Origin of the sequence: Bradyrhizobium sp. Ash2021, assembly GCF_031202265.1 — a bacterium.
Classification (GTDB): Bacteria; Pseudomonadota; Alphaproteobacteria; order Rhizobiales; family Xanthobacteraceae; genus Bradyrhizobium.
This window is the reverse complement of the sequence record NZ_CP100604.1, coordinates 5,351,554-5,365,797: the sequence shown is the minus strand read 5'-3', so window position 1 is coordinate 5,365,797 and position 14,244 is coordinate 5,351,554. Positions and strand designations below refer to the sequence as shown.

The 14,244-nt window shown below is 63.5% G+C and carries 13 protein-coding genes; all 13 read left to right on the top strand.

Annotation, left to right across the window (positions count from 1 at the left end; translation table 11 throughout):
* Positions 1 to 14 precede the first annotated feature (14 nt).
* The 13 genes from nuoF to NL528_RS25770 are packed head-to-tail and all read left to right on the top strand — an operon-like array spanning position 15 to position 14,197.
* Positions 15 to 1,340, top strand: coding sequence for an NADH-quinone oxidoreductase subunit NuoF (gene nuoF / locus NL528_RS25830; protein WP_309177281.1), 1,326 nt, complete (start codon positions 15 to 17; stop codon positions 1,338 to 1,340).
* A 4-nt stretch (positions 1,341 to 1,344) separates the two neighbouring features.
* Positions 1,345 to 1,554 (top strand): hypothetical protein, encoded by a 210-nt coding sequence (locus NL528_RS25825; protein ID WP_309177280.1) that lies wholly within the window; start codon positions 1,345 to 1,347, stop codon positions 1,552 to 1,554.
* A 13-nt stretch (positions 1,555 to 1,567) separates the two neighbouring features.
* Positions 1,568 to 2,059, top strand: a complete 492-nt coding sequence (locus NL528_RS25820) for a hypothetical protein (RefSeq protein WP_309177279.1) — start codon at positions 1,568 to 1,570, stop codon at positions 2,057 to 2,059.
* A gap of 5 nt (positions 2,060 to 2,064) precedes the next feature.
* Positions 2,065 to 4,140, top strand: coding sequence for an NADH-quinone oxidoreductase subunit NuoG (gene nuoG, locus NL528_RS25815; protein WP_309177278.1), 2,076 nt, complete (start codon positions 2,065 to 2,067; stop codon positions 4,138 to 4,140).
* 10 nt (positions 4,141 to 4,150) lie between these two features.
* On the top strand, positions 4,151 to 5,221 hold the full coding sequence (nuoH, locus tag NL528_RS25810) for an NADH-quinone oxidoreductase subunit NuoH (RefSeq protein WP_309177277.1): 1,071 nt from the start codon (positions 4,151 to 4,153) through the stop codon (positions 5,219 to 5,221).
* 7 nt (positions 5,222 to 5,228) lie between these two features.
* Positions 5,229 to 5,723: an NADH-quinone oxidoreductase subunit NuoI gene (gene nuoI, locus NL528_RS25805; protein WP_074276492.1), complete on the top strand. Its 495-nt coding sequence runs from the start codon at positions 5,229 to 5,231 to the stop codon at positions 5,721 to 5,723.
* Positions 5,724 to 5,732: 9 nt separating this feature from the next.
* Positions 5,733 to 6,371, top strand: a complete 639-nt coding sequence (locus NL528_RS25800; RefSeq protein ID WP_309177276.1) for an NADH-quinone oxidoreductase subunit J — start codon at positions 5,733 to 5,735, stop codon at positions 6,369 to 6,371.
* Positions 6,368 to 6,676 (top strand): NADH-quinone oxidoreductase subunit NuoK, encoded by a 309-nt coding sequence (gene nuoK, locus NL528_RS25795; protein WP_074276494.1) that lies wholly within the window; start codon positions 6,368 to 6,370, stop codon positions 6,674 to 6,676. Before NL528_RS25800 ends, nuoK begins: the two co-directional genes overlap by 4 nt.
* An 8-nt stretch (positions 6,677 to 6,684) precedes the next feature.
* Positions 6,685 to 8,757, top strand: coding sequence for an NADH-quinone oxidoreductase subunit L (gene nuoL, locus NL528_RS25790; RefSeq protein WP_309177275.1), 2,073 nt, complete (start codon positions 6,685 to 6,687; stop codon positions 8,755 to 8,757).
* On the top strand, positions 8,757 to 10,268 hold the full coding sequence (locus tag NL528_RS25785) for an NADH-quinone oxidoreductase subunit M (RefSeq protein WP_309177274.1): 1,512 nt from the start codon (positions 8,757 to 8,759) through the stop codon (positions 10,266 to 10,268). The genes nuoL and NL528_RS25785 overlap by 1 nt, the downstream gene beginning before the upstream one ends.
* A 9-nt stretch (positions 10,269 to 10,277) precedes the next feature.
* Complete coding sequence (nuoN, locus tag NL528_RS25780; RefSeq protein ID WP_309177273.1) at positions 10,278 to 11,714, top strand: NADH-quinone oxidoreductase subunit NuoN; 1,437 nt, start codon at positions 10,278 to 10,280, stop codon at positions 11,712 to 11,714.
* Positions 11,715 to 12,527, top strand: a complete 813-nt coding sequence (locus NL528_RS25775; protein WP_309177272.1) for a biotin--[acetyl-CoA-carboxylase] ligase — start codon at positions 11,715 to 11,717, stop codon at positions 12,525 to 12,527.
* Positions 12,527 to 14,197, top strand: a complete 1,671-nt coding sequence (locus tag NL528_RS25770; RefSeq protein ID WP_309177271.1) for a ribonuclease J — start codon at positions 12,527 to 12,529, stop codon at positions 14,195 to 14,197. Before NL528_RS25775 ends, NL528_RS25770 begins: the two co-directional genes overlap by 1 nt.
* Positions 14,198 to 14,244 lie beyond the last annotated feature (47 nt).

Below are 14,244 nucleotides of genomic sequence, written 5' to 3'. Positions count from 1 at the left end.
GGGAAGTTTTGGTCATGCTCGACGACAAGGACCGCATCTTTAGGAATCTCTACGGCTTCCACGACTGGGGGCTGGAGGGCGCGCGCCGCCGCGGCGCCTGGGACGGCACCAAGGCGATTATCGACAAGGGCCGCGACTGGATCATCAACGAGATGAAAGCCTCGGGGCTGCGCGGCCGCGGCGGGGCGGGTTTTCCGACCGGGCTGAAATGGTCGTTCATGCCGAAGGAATCCACCGACGGCCGCCCGAGCTACCTCGTCGTCAATGCCGACGAGTCCGAGCCCGGAACCTGCAAGGACCGCGAGATCATGCGGCACGATCCGCATTTGCTGGTCGAGGGTTGCCTGCTCGCGAGCTTCGCGATGGGCGCGCATGCCTGCTACATCTATGTCCGCGGCGAGTTCATCCGCGAGCGCGAGCACTTGCAGGCCGCGGTCGATCAGGCCTACGAGGCAAAGCTGATCGGCAAGGACAATATCAACGGCTGGCCGTTCGATCTCTACGTCGCGCATGGCGCCGGCGCCTATATCTGCGGCGAAGAGACCGCGCTCCTGGAAAGCCTCGAAGGCAAGAAGGGCCAGCCGCGGCTGAAGCCGCCATTCCCGGCCAATGTCGGCCTCTATGGCTGCCCGACCACCGTCAACAACGTCGAATCCATCGCGGCGGCGCCCGACATCCTGCGCCGTGGTGCGGCATGGTTCGCGGCCATCGGCCGGCCCAACAATGTCGGCACCAAGCTGTTTTGCATTTCCGGTCATGTCGAGCGGCCCTGCAACGTCGAAGAGGCGATGGGGATTCCGTTCCGCGAATTGATCGAGCGCCATTGCGGCGGCATCCGCGGCGGCTGGGACAACCTCAAGGCCGTGATCCCCGGCGGCTCCTCGGTGCGCATGGTGCCGGCCGAACAGATCATCGATACCCCGATGGATTTCGACAGCCTCGGCAAGCTGCGTTCCGGCCTCGGCACCGCCGCCGTGATCGTGATGGACAAATCGACCGATTTGATCCGGGCGATCGCGCGGATTTCCTATTTCTACAAGCATGAGAGCTGCGGCCAGTGCACGCCGTGCCGCGAAGGCACGGGCTGGATGTGGCGGGTGTTGACCCGCATGGCCGATGGCCGCGCCCACAAGCGCGAGATCGACATGCTGCTGGAGGTCACAAAGCAGGTCGAGGGCCACACCATCTGCGCGCTCGGCGACGCCGCAGCGTGGCCGATCCAGGGCCTGATCGCGCATTTCCGTCACGAGATCGAGGCGCGCATCGATCAGTATTCGCACAAGGCCGACATCGACGATGTCGGCGTCCGTGATCCCGTCAACATGGTCGCGGCGGAGTAGGGCGATGACAGATCAACCGGACAGCATCGTGCTGGCAATGTTGCGCAAGATCGATCAGCGCACCGAGCGGATGGCAGACGACCTGCAGGACTTGAAGGTCCGTGTCACTGGCGTCGAAGAAGGCTTGGCCGGTGTCAACCGGAGGCTGGATCGTCTGGAGCACCCCATGGAACGGATCGAAAAGCGTCTCGAATTGTCAGACTTGCCGCACTGAGATGATGAAACCGATGTCGCAACCGAGCATTTCCTGGTGGCAGAGATACGGGACGCTGGCGCAGATGGCGCAGGCGACTGTGGCGCTGCTCGGCTTTGTTGCGATCCTGTTCCAGATCAACGAGATCCGCTCCAACAACCGCGCCGCCAGCGCGAGGGCTGCGTTTCTGGGCTATACCGACCTCGCCTTCAAGAATCCGAAATTCTCGGCTCCGGACTACGATACGATCAAGGCCGGCAGCCGCGACGAGCGGGTTCAATACGAGAGCTTCGTCTCGTATTTCCTGTATGCCTGCGAGGAGACTATTGCAGCTTTCGCCGACAAGCGCGAATGGCAGGCCTCGTGCGATTACGACCTGAAGCCGCATCTGCCGTTCCTCTGCGAGAAGAACCGGGCGCAGCCCGCTTATCTCGCGACCTACGGCGCCGAAATCCAGCAATGGGTGAGGACGTCGATGAAGACCGCCAGCGTTACTCCACCAGATTGCAAGCTGGGAAAGACTTGACCGCAATGACCAAACTCATCGTCGATGGCAAAGAAATCGATGTGCCGCCGGAGTACACGCTGCTGCAGGCCTGCGAGGCTGCCGGCGCCGAAATCCCGCGCTTCTGCTACCACGAGCGGCTGTCGATCGCCGGCAATTGCCGGATGTGCCTGGTTGAAGTGAAGGGCGGCCCGAAGCCGGTCGCAAGCTGCGCCTGGGCCGTGCGCGACTGCCGTCCCGGTCCCAAGGGCGAGCCGCCGGAAATCTCGACGCGTTCGCCTATGGTGAAGAAGGCGCGCGAAGGCGTGATGGAATTTTTGCTGATCAACCATCCGCTGGACTGCCCGATCTGCGACCAGGGCGGCGAGTGCGACCTGCAGGACCAGGCGATGGGCTACGGCGTCGACACCAGCCGCTTTGCCGAGAACAAGCGCGCGGTCGAAGACAAATATCTGGGCGCGCTGGTCAAGACCTCGATGAACCGCTGCATCCAGTGCACGCGCTGCGTCCGCTTCTCCGCCGAAGTCTGCGGCGCGCCGGAAATGGGCGCGACCGGCCGCGGCGAGGACATGGAGATCACGACCTATCTGGAATCGGCGCTGACCTCGGAACTGCAAGGCAATCTCGTCGACATCTGCCCGGTCGGTGCGCTGACCTCGAAACCCTACGCGTTCGCGGCGCGGCCCTGGGAGCTCGGCAAGACCCAATCGATCGACGTCATGGACGGCGTCGGCTCGGCAATCCGGGTCGATACCCGCGGCCGCGAGGTGATGCGCATCCTGCCGCGTATCAACGAAGCGGTGAACGAGGAGTGGATTTCCGACAAGACCCGCCACGTCGTTGACGGCCTGCGCACCCAGCGGCTCGACCGCCCCTATATCCGCGAGAACGGCCAGCTCCGCGCCGCGTCGTGGTCCGAAGCCTTTGCCGCGATCGCGGCCAAGGCCGCGCGCACTGACGGCAAGCGATTGGGGGCCATGGCTGGCGATCTCGCCGCGGTGGAGGAGATGTTCGCGCTGAAGGATCTGCTGGCGAAATACGGCTCGTCCAACCTCGCTGTGCAGGGCGCCGACGCCTTCGACGCCAAAGCCGGCCGCGCGTCCTACATCTTCAATCCGACCATCGCCGGCATCGATCAGGCCGATGCGCTCCTGATCGTGGGCTCGAACCCGCGCAAGGAAGCCGCCGTTCTCAACGCGAGGATCCGCAAGCGCTGGCGCACGGGTCAGCTCAAGATCGGCGTGATCGGCGCCAAGGCCGACCTCACCTATGATTACACCTATCTCGGCGCGGGCACGGATTCGCTCGGCGAGCTCGCGGCCGGCAAGAACGCCTACGCGGACGTGCTCAAGAACGCAAAGCATCCGATCGTCCTCGTCGGCGCCGGCGCCTACGGGCGGCACGACGGTGCGGCGGTGCTGGCGCTCGCGGCAAAACTCGCCGTCGATTTTGGCGCGCTCAAAGACGGCTGGAACGGCTTTGCGGTGCTGCAGGATACGGCTTCACGCGCGGGCGCGCTCGATATCGGCTTTGCCGCCGGGGCGGGCGGCCTGAACGCGGCGCAGATGACCACGTTCGGTATGCTCGATGTGCTGTTCCTGCTCGGCGCCGACGACATCAAGGCACCCGATGGTACCTTCGTCGTTTATATCGGTACCCATGGCGATCGCGGCGCGCATCGCGCCGATGTGATCCTGCCGGGCGCGGCCTATACCGAAAAGTCCGGCATCTACGTCAACACCGAGGGCAGGGCACAGATCGCCAGCCGCGCCGCGTTCCCGCCCGGCGAGGCCCGCGAGGACTGGGCGATCGTCCGCGCGCTGTCGGACGTGCTCGGCAAGAAGCTGCCATACGACTCGCTGCAGGCGGTGCGCCAGGCGATCTCCAAGACTGCGCCGCACCTGATGCGGATCGACCAGATCGAGGCCGGCAAGCCCGAAGATATCAAGGCGCTGGCGGCCAAGGGCGGCAGCCTCGACAAGACGCCGTTCAAGACACGGATCGAGGATTTTTACCTGACCAACCCGATCGCGCGCGCATCGGCGGTGATGGCGGAATGTTCCCGGCTGGCGTCCGGGCAAATGCTGACGGCAGCGGAGTGAGCGTGACCTGATGGCTGAATTCTTCGCAAGCTCGTTCTGGACCGGCTTTCTCTGGCCGCTGATCATCATGGTCGCGCAGAGCCTGCTGCTGCTCGTGCTGCTCCTGATCGCGATCGCCTACATCCTGCTCGCCGACCGCAAGATCTGGGCGGCGGTACAAATCCGTCGCGGCCCCAACGTCGTCGGTCCCTGGGGCCTGCTGCAATCCTTCGCCGACCTCTTGAAGTTCGTGCTGAAGGAACCCGTCATTCCCTCCGGCTCCAACAAGGGCGTGTTCCTGCTGGCGCCGCTGGTCTCGTGTGTGCTGGCGCTGGCGGCCTGGGCCGTGATCCCGATGAGTCTCGGCTGGGTGATCGCTGACATCAATGTCGGCGTGCTCTACATCTTCGCGATCTCGTCGCTGTCGATCTACGGCATCATCATGGCCGGCTGGTCATCGAACTCGAAATATCCGTTCCTGGCCGCCCTTCGCTCCGCGGCGCAGATGGTGTCCTACGAAGTCTCGATCGGTTTTGTGATCATCACGGTGCTCTTGTGCGCGGGCTCGCTCAACCTTTCGAGCGTGGTCGAGGCGCAGAATACGCATGGGTTCGGCAGCCTGATCGGCCTGCCGCAGCTGACCATCCTGAACTGGTATGTGTGGCCGCTGTTCCCGATGTTCGTGGTGTTCTACGTCTCGGCGCTGGCGGAAACCAACCGGCCGCCGTTCGACCTCGTCGAAGCCGAATCCGAACTGGTTGCGGGCTTCATGACCGAATACGGCTCGACGCCGTATTTGCTGTTCATGCTCGGCGAATATGTCGCGATCACCACGATGTGCGCGCTCGCGACGATCATGTTCCTCGGCGGCTGGCTGCCGCCGGTCGCGCTGCCCCCGTTCACCTGGGTGCCCGGAATCATCTGGTTCGTGCTGAAGGTGTTCTTCATGTTCTTCATGTTTGCGATGGCGAAGGCGATCGTGCCGCGCTACCGCTACGATCAACTGATGCGGCTCGGCTGGAAGGTGTTCCTGCCGATGTCGCTTGCGATGGTGGTGATTGTGGCCGGCGTGCTGCAATTCGCCGGCATCGCGCCGAAGTGAGGTCGCCATGAGTGTCAATATCAACGCAACCGCCCGCTCGCTGCTGCTGTCCGAATTCGTGTCGGCGTTCATCCTCGCCATGCGCTATTTCTTCAAGCCGAAGCCGACGCTGAACTATCCCTTCGAGAAGGGGCCGATCTCGCCGCGCTTCCGCGGCGAGCACGCGCTGCGCCGCTATCCGAACGGCGAAGAGCGCTGCATCGCCTGCAAGCTGTGCGAGGCGATCTGCCCGGCCCAGGCGATTACCATCGAGGCCGGTCCGCGCCGCAACGACGGCACCCGCCGCACCGTTCGCTACGACATCGACATGGTGAAATGCATCTATTGCGGCCTGTGCCAGGAAGCCTGCCCGGTCGACGCTATCGTCGAGGGACCGAATTTCGAATTCGCGACCGAGACCCGCGAGGAACTCTACTATGACAAGGCGAAACTGCTCGCCAACGGCGACCGCTGGGAGCGTGAGCTTGCGAAATCTATCGAACTCGACGCGCCGTACCGGTAAGGGGACGACATGATCTTTCCCGCGCTGTTCTTCTATCTGTTTGCCGGCGTCTGTGTGGCGTCGGCCGTGATGGTGATTGTGTCGCGCAATCCCGTGCACTCCGTGCTGTTTTTGATCCTGGCCTTCGTCAACGCCTCCGGCCTGTTCATCCTGATGGGCGCCGAGTTCCTGGCGATGATCCTGGTGATCGTCTATGTCGGCGCGGTCGCGACGCTGTTCCTGTTCGTGATCATGATGCTGGATGTCGATTTCACCGAACTGCGCTCGGGCTTTCTGGAATATCTGCCGATTGGTCTCGTGATCGCCGCGATCTTCCTTGCCGAATTGCTGCTGGTCGGCGGCAGCTGGGTGATCAATCCCGGCACCGCCAAATCGATCACGGCGGCGATCCCGACCAATGTCAGCAACACCGAGGCGCTCGGCCTCGTGCTCTATACGAAGTACATCCATTACTTCCAGATCGCGGGCATGGTGCTGCTGGTCGCGATGATCGGCGCCATCGTGCTGACGCTGCGCCACAAGGCGAACGTCAAGCGGCAGGACATCAACGTGCAGAACGCGCGGACGCCCGAACTGGCGATGAGCGTGCGCAAGGTGGCCTCGGGCCAGGGCCTGCAGGACGCGGATGCGGCGGAGTGGGTGCAATGACGATCGGTCTCGGACACTATCTGTCGGTCGGCGCGATCCTGTTCACGCTCGGCATCCTCGGCATCTTCCTCAACCGCAAGAACATCATCGTCATCCTGATGTCGATCGAACTGATCCTGCTCGCCGTAAACATCAATCTGGTGGCGTTCTCGACCTTCCTCGGCGACATCGTTGGTCAGGTCTTCGCGCTGCTGGTGCTGACGGTGGCCGCGGCTGAAGCGGCGATCGGTCTGGCGGTTCTGGTGGTGTATTACCGCAACCGCGGTTCGATCGCGGTTGAAGACGTCAATCTGATGAAGGGCTAGGCAGCGCTATGGTTCAGGCAATTGTTTTCCTGCCGCTGCTCGGCGCCATTCTCGCGGCGCTGATCTCGATCTTCGGCGCGCATGCGCGCAATCCGGGCGGGGATAGGGTCGAGCATCACGACGGCGCGCATGGCGCTGACGCCCATGCGTCGGCGGCCCATGACGATCATGGCGAAGACGATCACGGCCACGACGACCACCACGTCGCCGAGCCGGCGGCGGCGGGCTCGCGCGCGGCCGAACTGATCACCACGGGCCTGCTGCTGGTGGCGGCGGGTCTGTCATGGGTCACGCTGGTCGATGTCGGCTTCATGCACCACGACGCTCGAATCGCGCTGTTCCCGTGGATCAGTTCAGGCGATTTGCAGGTCGCCTGGTCGCTGCGGGTCGATACGCTGACCGCCGTCATGCTGGTGGTGGTCAATACCATTTCGTCGCTCGTGCATCTCTATTCGATCGGCTACATGGACGAGGATCCCTACCGGCCGCGCTTCTTCAGTTATCTGTCGCTGTTCACCTTCGCGATGCTGATGCTGGTGACTGCGGATAATCTGGTGCAGCTGTTTTTCGGCTGGGAAGGCGTCGGCCTCATGAGCTACCTGCTGATCGGCTTCTGGTATCAGAAGCCCTCGGCGAATGCGGCGGCGATCAAGGCTTTCGTGGTCAACCGCGTCGGCGATTTCGGATTTCTGCTCGGCATTTTCACGATCTTCATGCTGATCGGCTCCATCGATTTCGAGACGATTTTTGCGGGCGCGCCGGGGCTGACCGGCAAGACCATCGATTTCTTCGGCTGGCACGCCGACGCGCTGACGCTGACCTGCCTGTTGCTGTTCATGGGCGCCATGGGCAAATCGGCCCAGTTCCTGCTGCACACCTGGTTGCCGGACGCGATGGAAGGCCCAACCCCGGTCTCGGCGCTGATCCACGCCGCGACCATGGTGACCGCCGGCGTGTTCATGGTGGCGCGGTTGTCGCCGCTGTTTGAACTCGCACCCAATGCGCAGGCCGTGGTGATGTTCTTCGGCGCCACCACCGCGTTCTTTGCCGCGACCGTGGGCCTCGTGCAGAACGATATCAAGCGCATCGTCGCCTACTCGACCTGTTCGCAGCTCGGTTACATGTTCGTGGCGATGGGGGCAGGGGCCTATTCGGTCGGCATGTTCCACCTGTTCACGCACGCCTTCTTCAAGGCGCTGCTGTTCTTAGGGTCAGGCTCGGTGATCTACGCGATGCATCACGAACAGGACATCCGCAATATGGGTGGGCTGTGGCGCAAGATTCCCTACACCTTCGCGGTGATGTGCATCGGCACACTGGCGCTGACCGGCTTTCCGTTGTTTGCGGGCTACTTCTCCAAGGATGCGATCATCGAATCCGCCTATGCGGCGCATAATCCGTTCGCGACCTATGCCTATCTGCTGACGGTCGGGGCGGCGGGCCTCACCTCGTTCTATTCGTGGCGTTTGATCTTCAAGACCTTCTTCGGCGAGCCGCACGATCCCGAGCACTACGAGGCGGCGCATGAGAGCCCGCTGTGGATGCTGATCCCGATCGGCGTCCTGGCGGCGGGGTCGATCCTGGCTGGCCTCCCGTTCAAGGAATTGTTCGCCGGCCATGGCGTCGAGGAATTCTTCCGCGAGTCCGTGAAGATGAACCCGCACATTCTGGAAGACATGGAGAATATGCCGCGCTGGCTCGTGCCGCTGCCAACCGTCATGATGGCGCTGGGTGCGGTGATCTCCTACATCTTCTATATCAGCCGGCCGTATTTGCCGGTCGAGCTCGCTCGCCAGCACCCGATGCTCTACCAGTTCCTGCTCAACAAATGGTATTTCGACGAGCTGTATGACTTCATCTTCGTGGGTCCGGCCAAGCGGATCGGCCGCTTCCTGTGGAAGAAGGGCGATGGTTACATCATCGACGGCTTCGGTCCCGACGGCGTATCGGCGCGGGTGCTCGACATCACCCGCAACGTCGTGAAGATCCAGACCGGCTATCTCTATCACTACGCCTTTGCGATGCTGATCGGGGTCGCCGGATTAATCACCTGGTTCATGTTCGGCTTGGGAGGCCAGTGATGACAACCTGGCCCATTCTTTCCGTCGTCACCTTCCTGCCGGTCCTCGGCGCGCTGGTGATCTATCTCAGCCGCGGCGAAGATGAAGCAGCGAAGCGCAACTCGCGCTGGATCGCGCTGTGGACCACGCTGGTCACGTTTGCGGTCTCGCTGATTTTGGTCTGGCGCTTCGATCCGGCGCAGCCGGACTTCCAGTTCGTCGAGAAGGCGTCGTGGGTGGCGAGCGGCATCACCTACCACATGGGCGTCGACGGCATTTCGCTGCCGTTCGTGATCCTGACCACCGCCTTGATGCCGTTCTGTATCATCGCGAGCTGGAAATCGGTCACGATGCGGGTGCGCGAATACATGATGGCGTTCCTGCTGCTGGAAACGCTGATGGTCGGCACTTTCTCCGCGCTCGACCTGATGCTGTTCTACCTGTTCTTCGAGGGCGGCCTGATCCCGATGTTCCTGATCATCGGGGTGTGGGGCGGTCCGCGCCGGGTCTATGCGTCCTTCAAGTTCTTCCTGTACACGCTGCTCGGCTCGGTCCTGATGCTGCTGGCGATTATGGCGCTGTATTGGAACGCCGGCACCACCGACATTCCGACGCTGATGCACACCGCGGTGCCGCGTTCCCTGCAGACCTGGGCTTGGCTGGCGTTCTTTGCCTCCTTTGCGGTGAAGATGCCGATGTGGCCGGTGCACACCTGGCTGCCGGACGCGCACGTGGAAGCACCGACCGCGGGCTCGGTGATCCTGGCCGCGATCCTGCTGAAGATGGGCGGCTACGGCTTCCTGCGCTTCTCGCTGCCGATGTTCCCGCTGGCCTCGCACGACTTCGCGCCGCTGATCTTCTCGCTGTCGGTGATTGCCATCATCTACACCTCGCTGGTGGCCTTGATGCAGGAAGACATCAAGAAGCTGATCGCCTATTCGTCGGTCGCCCATATGGGATTCGTCACCATGGGCATCTTCGCCGGCACCACACAGGGCGTGGCCGGCGGCGTGTTCCAGATGGTGTCGCACGGCATCGTCTCGGGCGCGCTGTTCCTTTGCGTCGGCATCGTCTACGACCGCATGCATACCCGCGAGATCACCGCCTATGGCGGCTTGGTCAACCGGATGCCGCTCTACGCGCTGGTGTTCATGGTCTTCACCATGGCCAATGTCGGATTGCCGGGCACATCCGGCTTCGTCGGCGAATTCATGACGCTGATCGGCACCTTCAAGGTCTCGATCCCGACCGCCACCTTCGCCACAACAGGCGTGATTCTGTCGGCGGCCTATGCGCTCTGGCTCTACCGCAAGGTGGTGTTCGGAGCGCTGACCAAACCGTCGCTGGCGAGCATCAAGGATCTGACATTCCGCGAAAGCCTGACGCTGTTCCCGCTGGTGGCGCTCACCATCCTGTTCGGCGTCTATCCGAAGCCGGTGCTCGACATGTCGGCGGCCTCGGTTCAGCAACTGGTAAACAATTACAACACCGCCGTGACTGCCGTGAAGGCAGCCGCGCTGGTCGTGCAATAAGGCGTCGCCATGAGCTTTTCGAGTGCAGGTTATCAGTTGCAGCCGGTGCTGCCCGAGCTCGTGCTCGCGGTCGGCGCCATGGCGCTGTTGATGATCGGTGCCTATCGCGGGCAGGGGACGACAAGGCTCGTCACCACGCTGGCGGTATGCCTCTTGGTCGCGACCGGCGCATTGGAATTGCTGTTGCCGGCCGGCAAGCTCACGACCTTCAGCGGCAGTTTCATCGTCGACGATTTCGCCCGCTTCCTGAAGGTCCTGGCGCTGATCGGCTCGGCGGCGACGCTGATCCTCTCCGCAGAATTCCTGTCCGATCCGTCGCGGCGCCTCTTCGAATATTCGATCCTGGTCGTGCTCTCGACGCTCGGCATGATGGTGCTGATCTCGGCCGGCGACCTGATCATGCTCTATCTCGGCCTGGAGCTGATGAGCCTTGCGCTCTACGTGGTCGCCGCCAGCAACCGCGACAACGCCAAGTCCACCGAGGCCGGCCTGAAATATTTCGTCCTCGGCGCGCTGTCGTCGGGCATGCTGCTGTACGGCGCTTCGCTGATCTACGGCTTTACCGGCACCGTCAGTTTTGCCGGCATTGCGGCCGTGGCGAAGACCGGCGACGTCGGGATCGTGTTCGGCATCGTGTTTCTGCTGGCCGGGCTTTGTTTCAAGGTCTCGGCGGTGCCGTTCCACATGTGGACGCCCGACGTCTATGAGGGCGCGCCCACACCGGTCACCGCGTTCTTTGCTTCCGCGCCAAAGGTCGCGGCCCTTGCGGTGTTCACCCGCGTCACGCTGACGGCATTCCCCGGCATCGTTCCGCAGTGGCAGCAGATCATCGTGTTCGTGGCCATCGCCTCGATGGCGCTGGGATCGTTCGCGGCGATCGGGCAGACGAACATCAAGCGCCTGATGGCCTATTCCTCGATCGGCCATATGGGTTTTGCGCTGGTCGGGCTCGCCTCCGGCACCGTCGAGGGCGCGCAGGGCGTGCTGGTCTATATCGCGATCTATGTCGCGATGACGCTCGGCACGTTCGCGGTCATCCTGACCATGAAGCGCAACGGCCAGGCGGTCGAGCAGATCAGCGATTTCGCAGGCCTCTCGCGCACCAATCCGCTGCTAGCCTTCTTCTTTGCGATGCTGCTGTTTTCGCTCGCCGGCGTGCCGCCGCTCGCCGGCTTCTTCGCCAAATGGTACGTCTTCGTCGCCGCGATCAAGGCGGGCCTGTTCACGCTCGCCGTCATCGGCGTCCTGACCTCCGTGGTTGGCGCCTATTACTATCTCAGCATCATCAAGGTGATGTATTTCGAGGAGCCGCTGCCCGCACTCGATCCGATGCGCATCGAGCTGCGCACGGTGCTGGCGGTTGCGGGTCTCTTCAACATCTTCTTCTTCGCCTATCCGGGGCCGCTTGTCAGCGTGGCGACGGCCGCAGCCAAATCGCTTTTTTAGATGGCCTTTTCGCTCGGTTCTCGAGCCCAATCGGCGGGTTACCATTTAGCCGCCTTCGACCAGATCGGTTCGACCAACGCGGAAGCGATGTCGCGCGCGCGCGAAGGCGAGCGGGGCCCGATGTGGTTCGTCACTTCCGAGCAGACCGCGGGACGCGGCCGGCGGCAGCGGGCCTGGATCGCGCCGCGCGGCAATCTCGCCAGCAGCATCCTCGAGGTGGTGGACGTATCGCCCGCGGTCGCGGCGACCCTCGGCTTTGCCGCCGGGCTGGCGCTGGAGACCGCGCTGCAGAAGGTCAGCATCGAGGCCGCGCTACGGATGGGCGGATCGGACCAGCTTAAATTCTCGCTGAAATGGCCGAACGATGTGCTGGCGGGACGGCAAAAGCTGTCCGGCATCCTGCTCGAGGCCGAAGCTGTCGCGGGCGATCGCCTGGCGGTCGTGGTCGGGATCGGCACCAATGTCATCGCCGCCCCCGAGGGCACGCCGACGCCAGCGACCTCGCTGGCGGCGCTCGGCGTCCATATCGGCGCCGAAGAGCTGTTTTCAGCGCTGTCGGACGCCTGGGTTGAATTCCGCGGCATCTGGGACAATGGCCGCGGCTTTGCGGAAATCCGCACCCTGTGGCTGGCGCGCGCCGCGGGGCTTGGCGAGCGGGTCGCGATCCAGACCGGCGGCCAGACGATCGAAGGCACCTTCGACACCATCGATGAAACCGGATGCCTGATCGTCCGGACACAGGAAGGCAAGCGCATGCCGATCGCCGCAGGCGAGGTATATTTTGGCTCAGCAGCCTCCGTGGGAGCAGCCTGATGGCGCGGCCGGATGAATTGACCTTTGCGCCGCTCGGCGGCGTCGGCGAGATCGGCATGAACCTGTCGATCTATGGCCTCGGCAACCGGCATCAGCGCGCCTGGCTCGCGGTCGATCTCGGCGTCTCCTTCGGCGACGAGGAGCATCTGCCGGGCATCGACTTGATCATGCCCGACATCCGCTTCCTGGAAAAAGAGCGCAAGAATCTGGTCGGCCTGGTGCTGACGCACGCCCATGAAGACCATTTCGGCGCCATTATAGACCTCTGGCCGAAGCTGCAATGCAAGATTTACGCGACCAAGTTCAGCGCCGCGCTGTTCGAGGCCAAATGTGCCGCCGAGCGCAACGCGCCCAAGATTCCCGTCACCGTGGTGCCGTCGGGCGGCCGCATCGACCTCGGCCCGTTCAATGTCGAATTCATTCCGGTCGCGCATTCGATTCCGGAATCGCATGCGCTGGCGATCCACACCTCTGCGGGCACCGTGCTGCACACCGGCGACTGGAAGATCGATCCGACGCCGATCATCGGCTTGCCTACCGACGAGCGGCGCCTGCGCGAGCTCGGCGACGCCGGGGTACTGGCGCTGATCGGCGATTCCACCAACGCGGTACGGGATGGGCGCTCGCCCTCGGAGACTGAGGTCGCCGCCACCATCACGAAGCTGGTGAAGGCCGCCAAGGGCCGGGTCGCCGTCACCACCTTTGCTTCCAACGTCGCTCGCCTGAAAGCGGTGGCGGATGCCGCGAAAGCCGCCGATCGTGAAGTGGTCGTGGTCGGCCGCGCCATGGAGCGCGTGGTGCAGGTCGCCCGCGAGACCGGCCATCTCGATGGCGTGCAGAATTTTCGCGGGGCCGACCTCTACGGCCATTTTCCGCCCGACAAGGTGCTGGCGCTCTGTACGGGAAGCCAGGGCGAGCCGCGCGCGGCGCTGGCGCGGATCGCCAATGACGACCATCCGCAGGTGACGCTGAACAGGGGCGACAGCGTGATCTTTTCCTCGCGCACCATCCCCGGCAACGAGAAGGCGGTCGGCGCCATCATCAATGGTCTGGTCAGCCAGGGCATCGAGGTCATCACCGACCGCACCGATCTCGTCCACGTCTCCGGCCATCCGCGCCGCGACGAGCTGCGCGACATGATTTCGTGGGTGCGGCCGCAGCTTCTGATTCCCGTGCATGGCGAGGCGCTGCATCTGTCGGAACACGCCAAGCTGGCGCGCGCGGCCGGTGTGCCAAAAGTCCTGATTTGCCGCAACGGCGATCTGGTCAAGCTCGGACCGGGCGATCCCGGCATCATCGACGAACTGCCTTCGGGGCGGCTCTACAAGGACGGCTCCATCCTGGAGGACTCCAAGTCGCGGGCGGTGGTGGAGCGGCGCAAGCTGGCCTTTGCCGGCTGTGCCTTTGTCGCCATCGCCATCACCGAAAAGGGCGAACTGGTTGACGATCCCGAGGTTGATCTCGTCGGCATCCCCGAGAAGAATGCCGCCGGCGAGGTCATCGACGAGATCGTGTTCGACGCCGTGGTCTCGACGGTCGAGGGCCTGCCGCGGGCGCGGCGGCGCGATCCCGATGCGATGGCGGAATCGGTGCGCCGTGCGGTCCGTGCCACCATCAACGAGCACTGGGGCAAGAAGCCGCTGTGCGTCGTACATGTTCTGACGGTTTAGCGCGTGTTCCGCAAAAGTGGCCGCCGGTTTTGCGGCAAGAACACGCG

Coding starts and splice junctions, on each gene's coding strand:
- nuoF (WP_309177281.1), top strand. CDS start 15: ATGCTCGACGACAAGGACCGCATCTTTAGGAATCTCTACGGCTTCCAC.
- NL528_RS25825 (WP_309177280.1), top strand. CDS start 1,345: ATGACAGATCAACCGGACAGCATCGTGCTGGCAATGTTGCGCAAGATC.
- NL528_RS25820 (WP_309177279.1), top strand. CDS start 1,568: ATGTCGCAACCGAGCATTTCCTGGTGGCAGAGATACGGGACGCTGGCG.
- nuoG (WP_309177278.1), top strand. CDS start 2,065: ATGACCAAACTCATCGTCGATGGCAAAGAAATCGATGTGCCGCCGGAG.
- nuoH (WP_309177277.1), top strand. CDS start 4,151: ATGGCTGAATTCTTCGCAAGCTCGTTCTGGACCGGCTTTCTCTGGCCG.
- nuoI (WP_074276492.1), top strand. CDS start 5,229: ATGAGTGTCAATATCAACGCAACCGCCCGCTCGCTGCTGCTGTCCGAA.
- NL528_RS25800 (WP_309177276.1), top strand. CDS start 5,733: ATGATCTTTCCCGCGCTGTTCTTCTATCTGTTTGCCGGCGTCTGTGTG.
- nuoK (WP_074276494.1), top strand. CDS start 6,368: ATGACGATCGGTCTCGGACACTATCTGTCGGTCGGCGCGATCCTGTTC.
- nuoL (WP_309177275.1), top strand. CDS start 6,685: ATGGTTCAGGCAATTGTTTTCCTGCCGCTGCTCGGCGCCATTCTCGCG.
- NL528_RS25785 (WP_309177274.1), top strand. CDS start 8,757: ATGACAACCTGGCCCATTCTTTCCGTCGTCACCTTCCTGCCGGTCCTC.
- nuoN (WP_309177273.1), top strand. CDS start 10,278: ATGAGCTTTTCGAGTGCAGGTTATCAGTTGCAGCCGGTGCTGCCCGAG.
- NL528_RS25775 (WP_309177272.1), top strand. CDS start 11,715: ATGGCCTTTTCGCTCGGTTCTCGAGCCCAATCGGCGGGTTACCATTTA.
- NL528_RS25770 (WP_309177271.1), top strand. CDS start 12,527: ATGGCGCGGCCGGATGAATTGACCTTTGCGCCGCTCGGCGGCGTCGGC.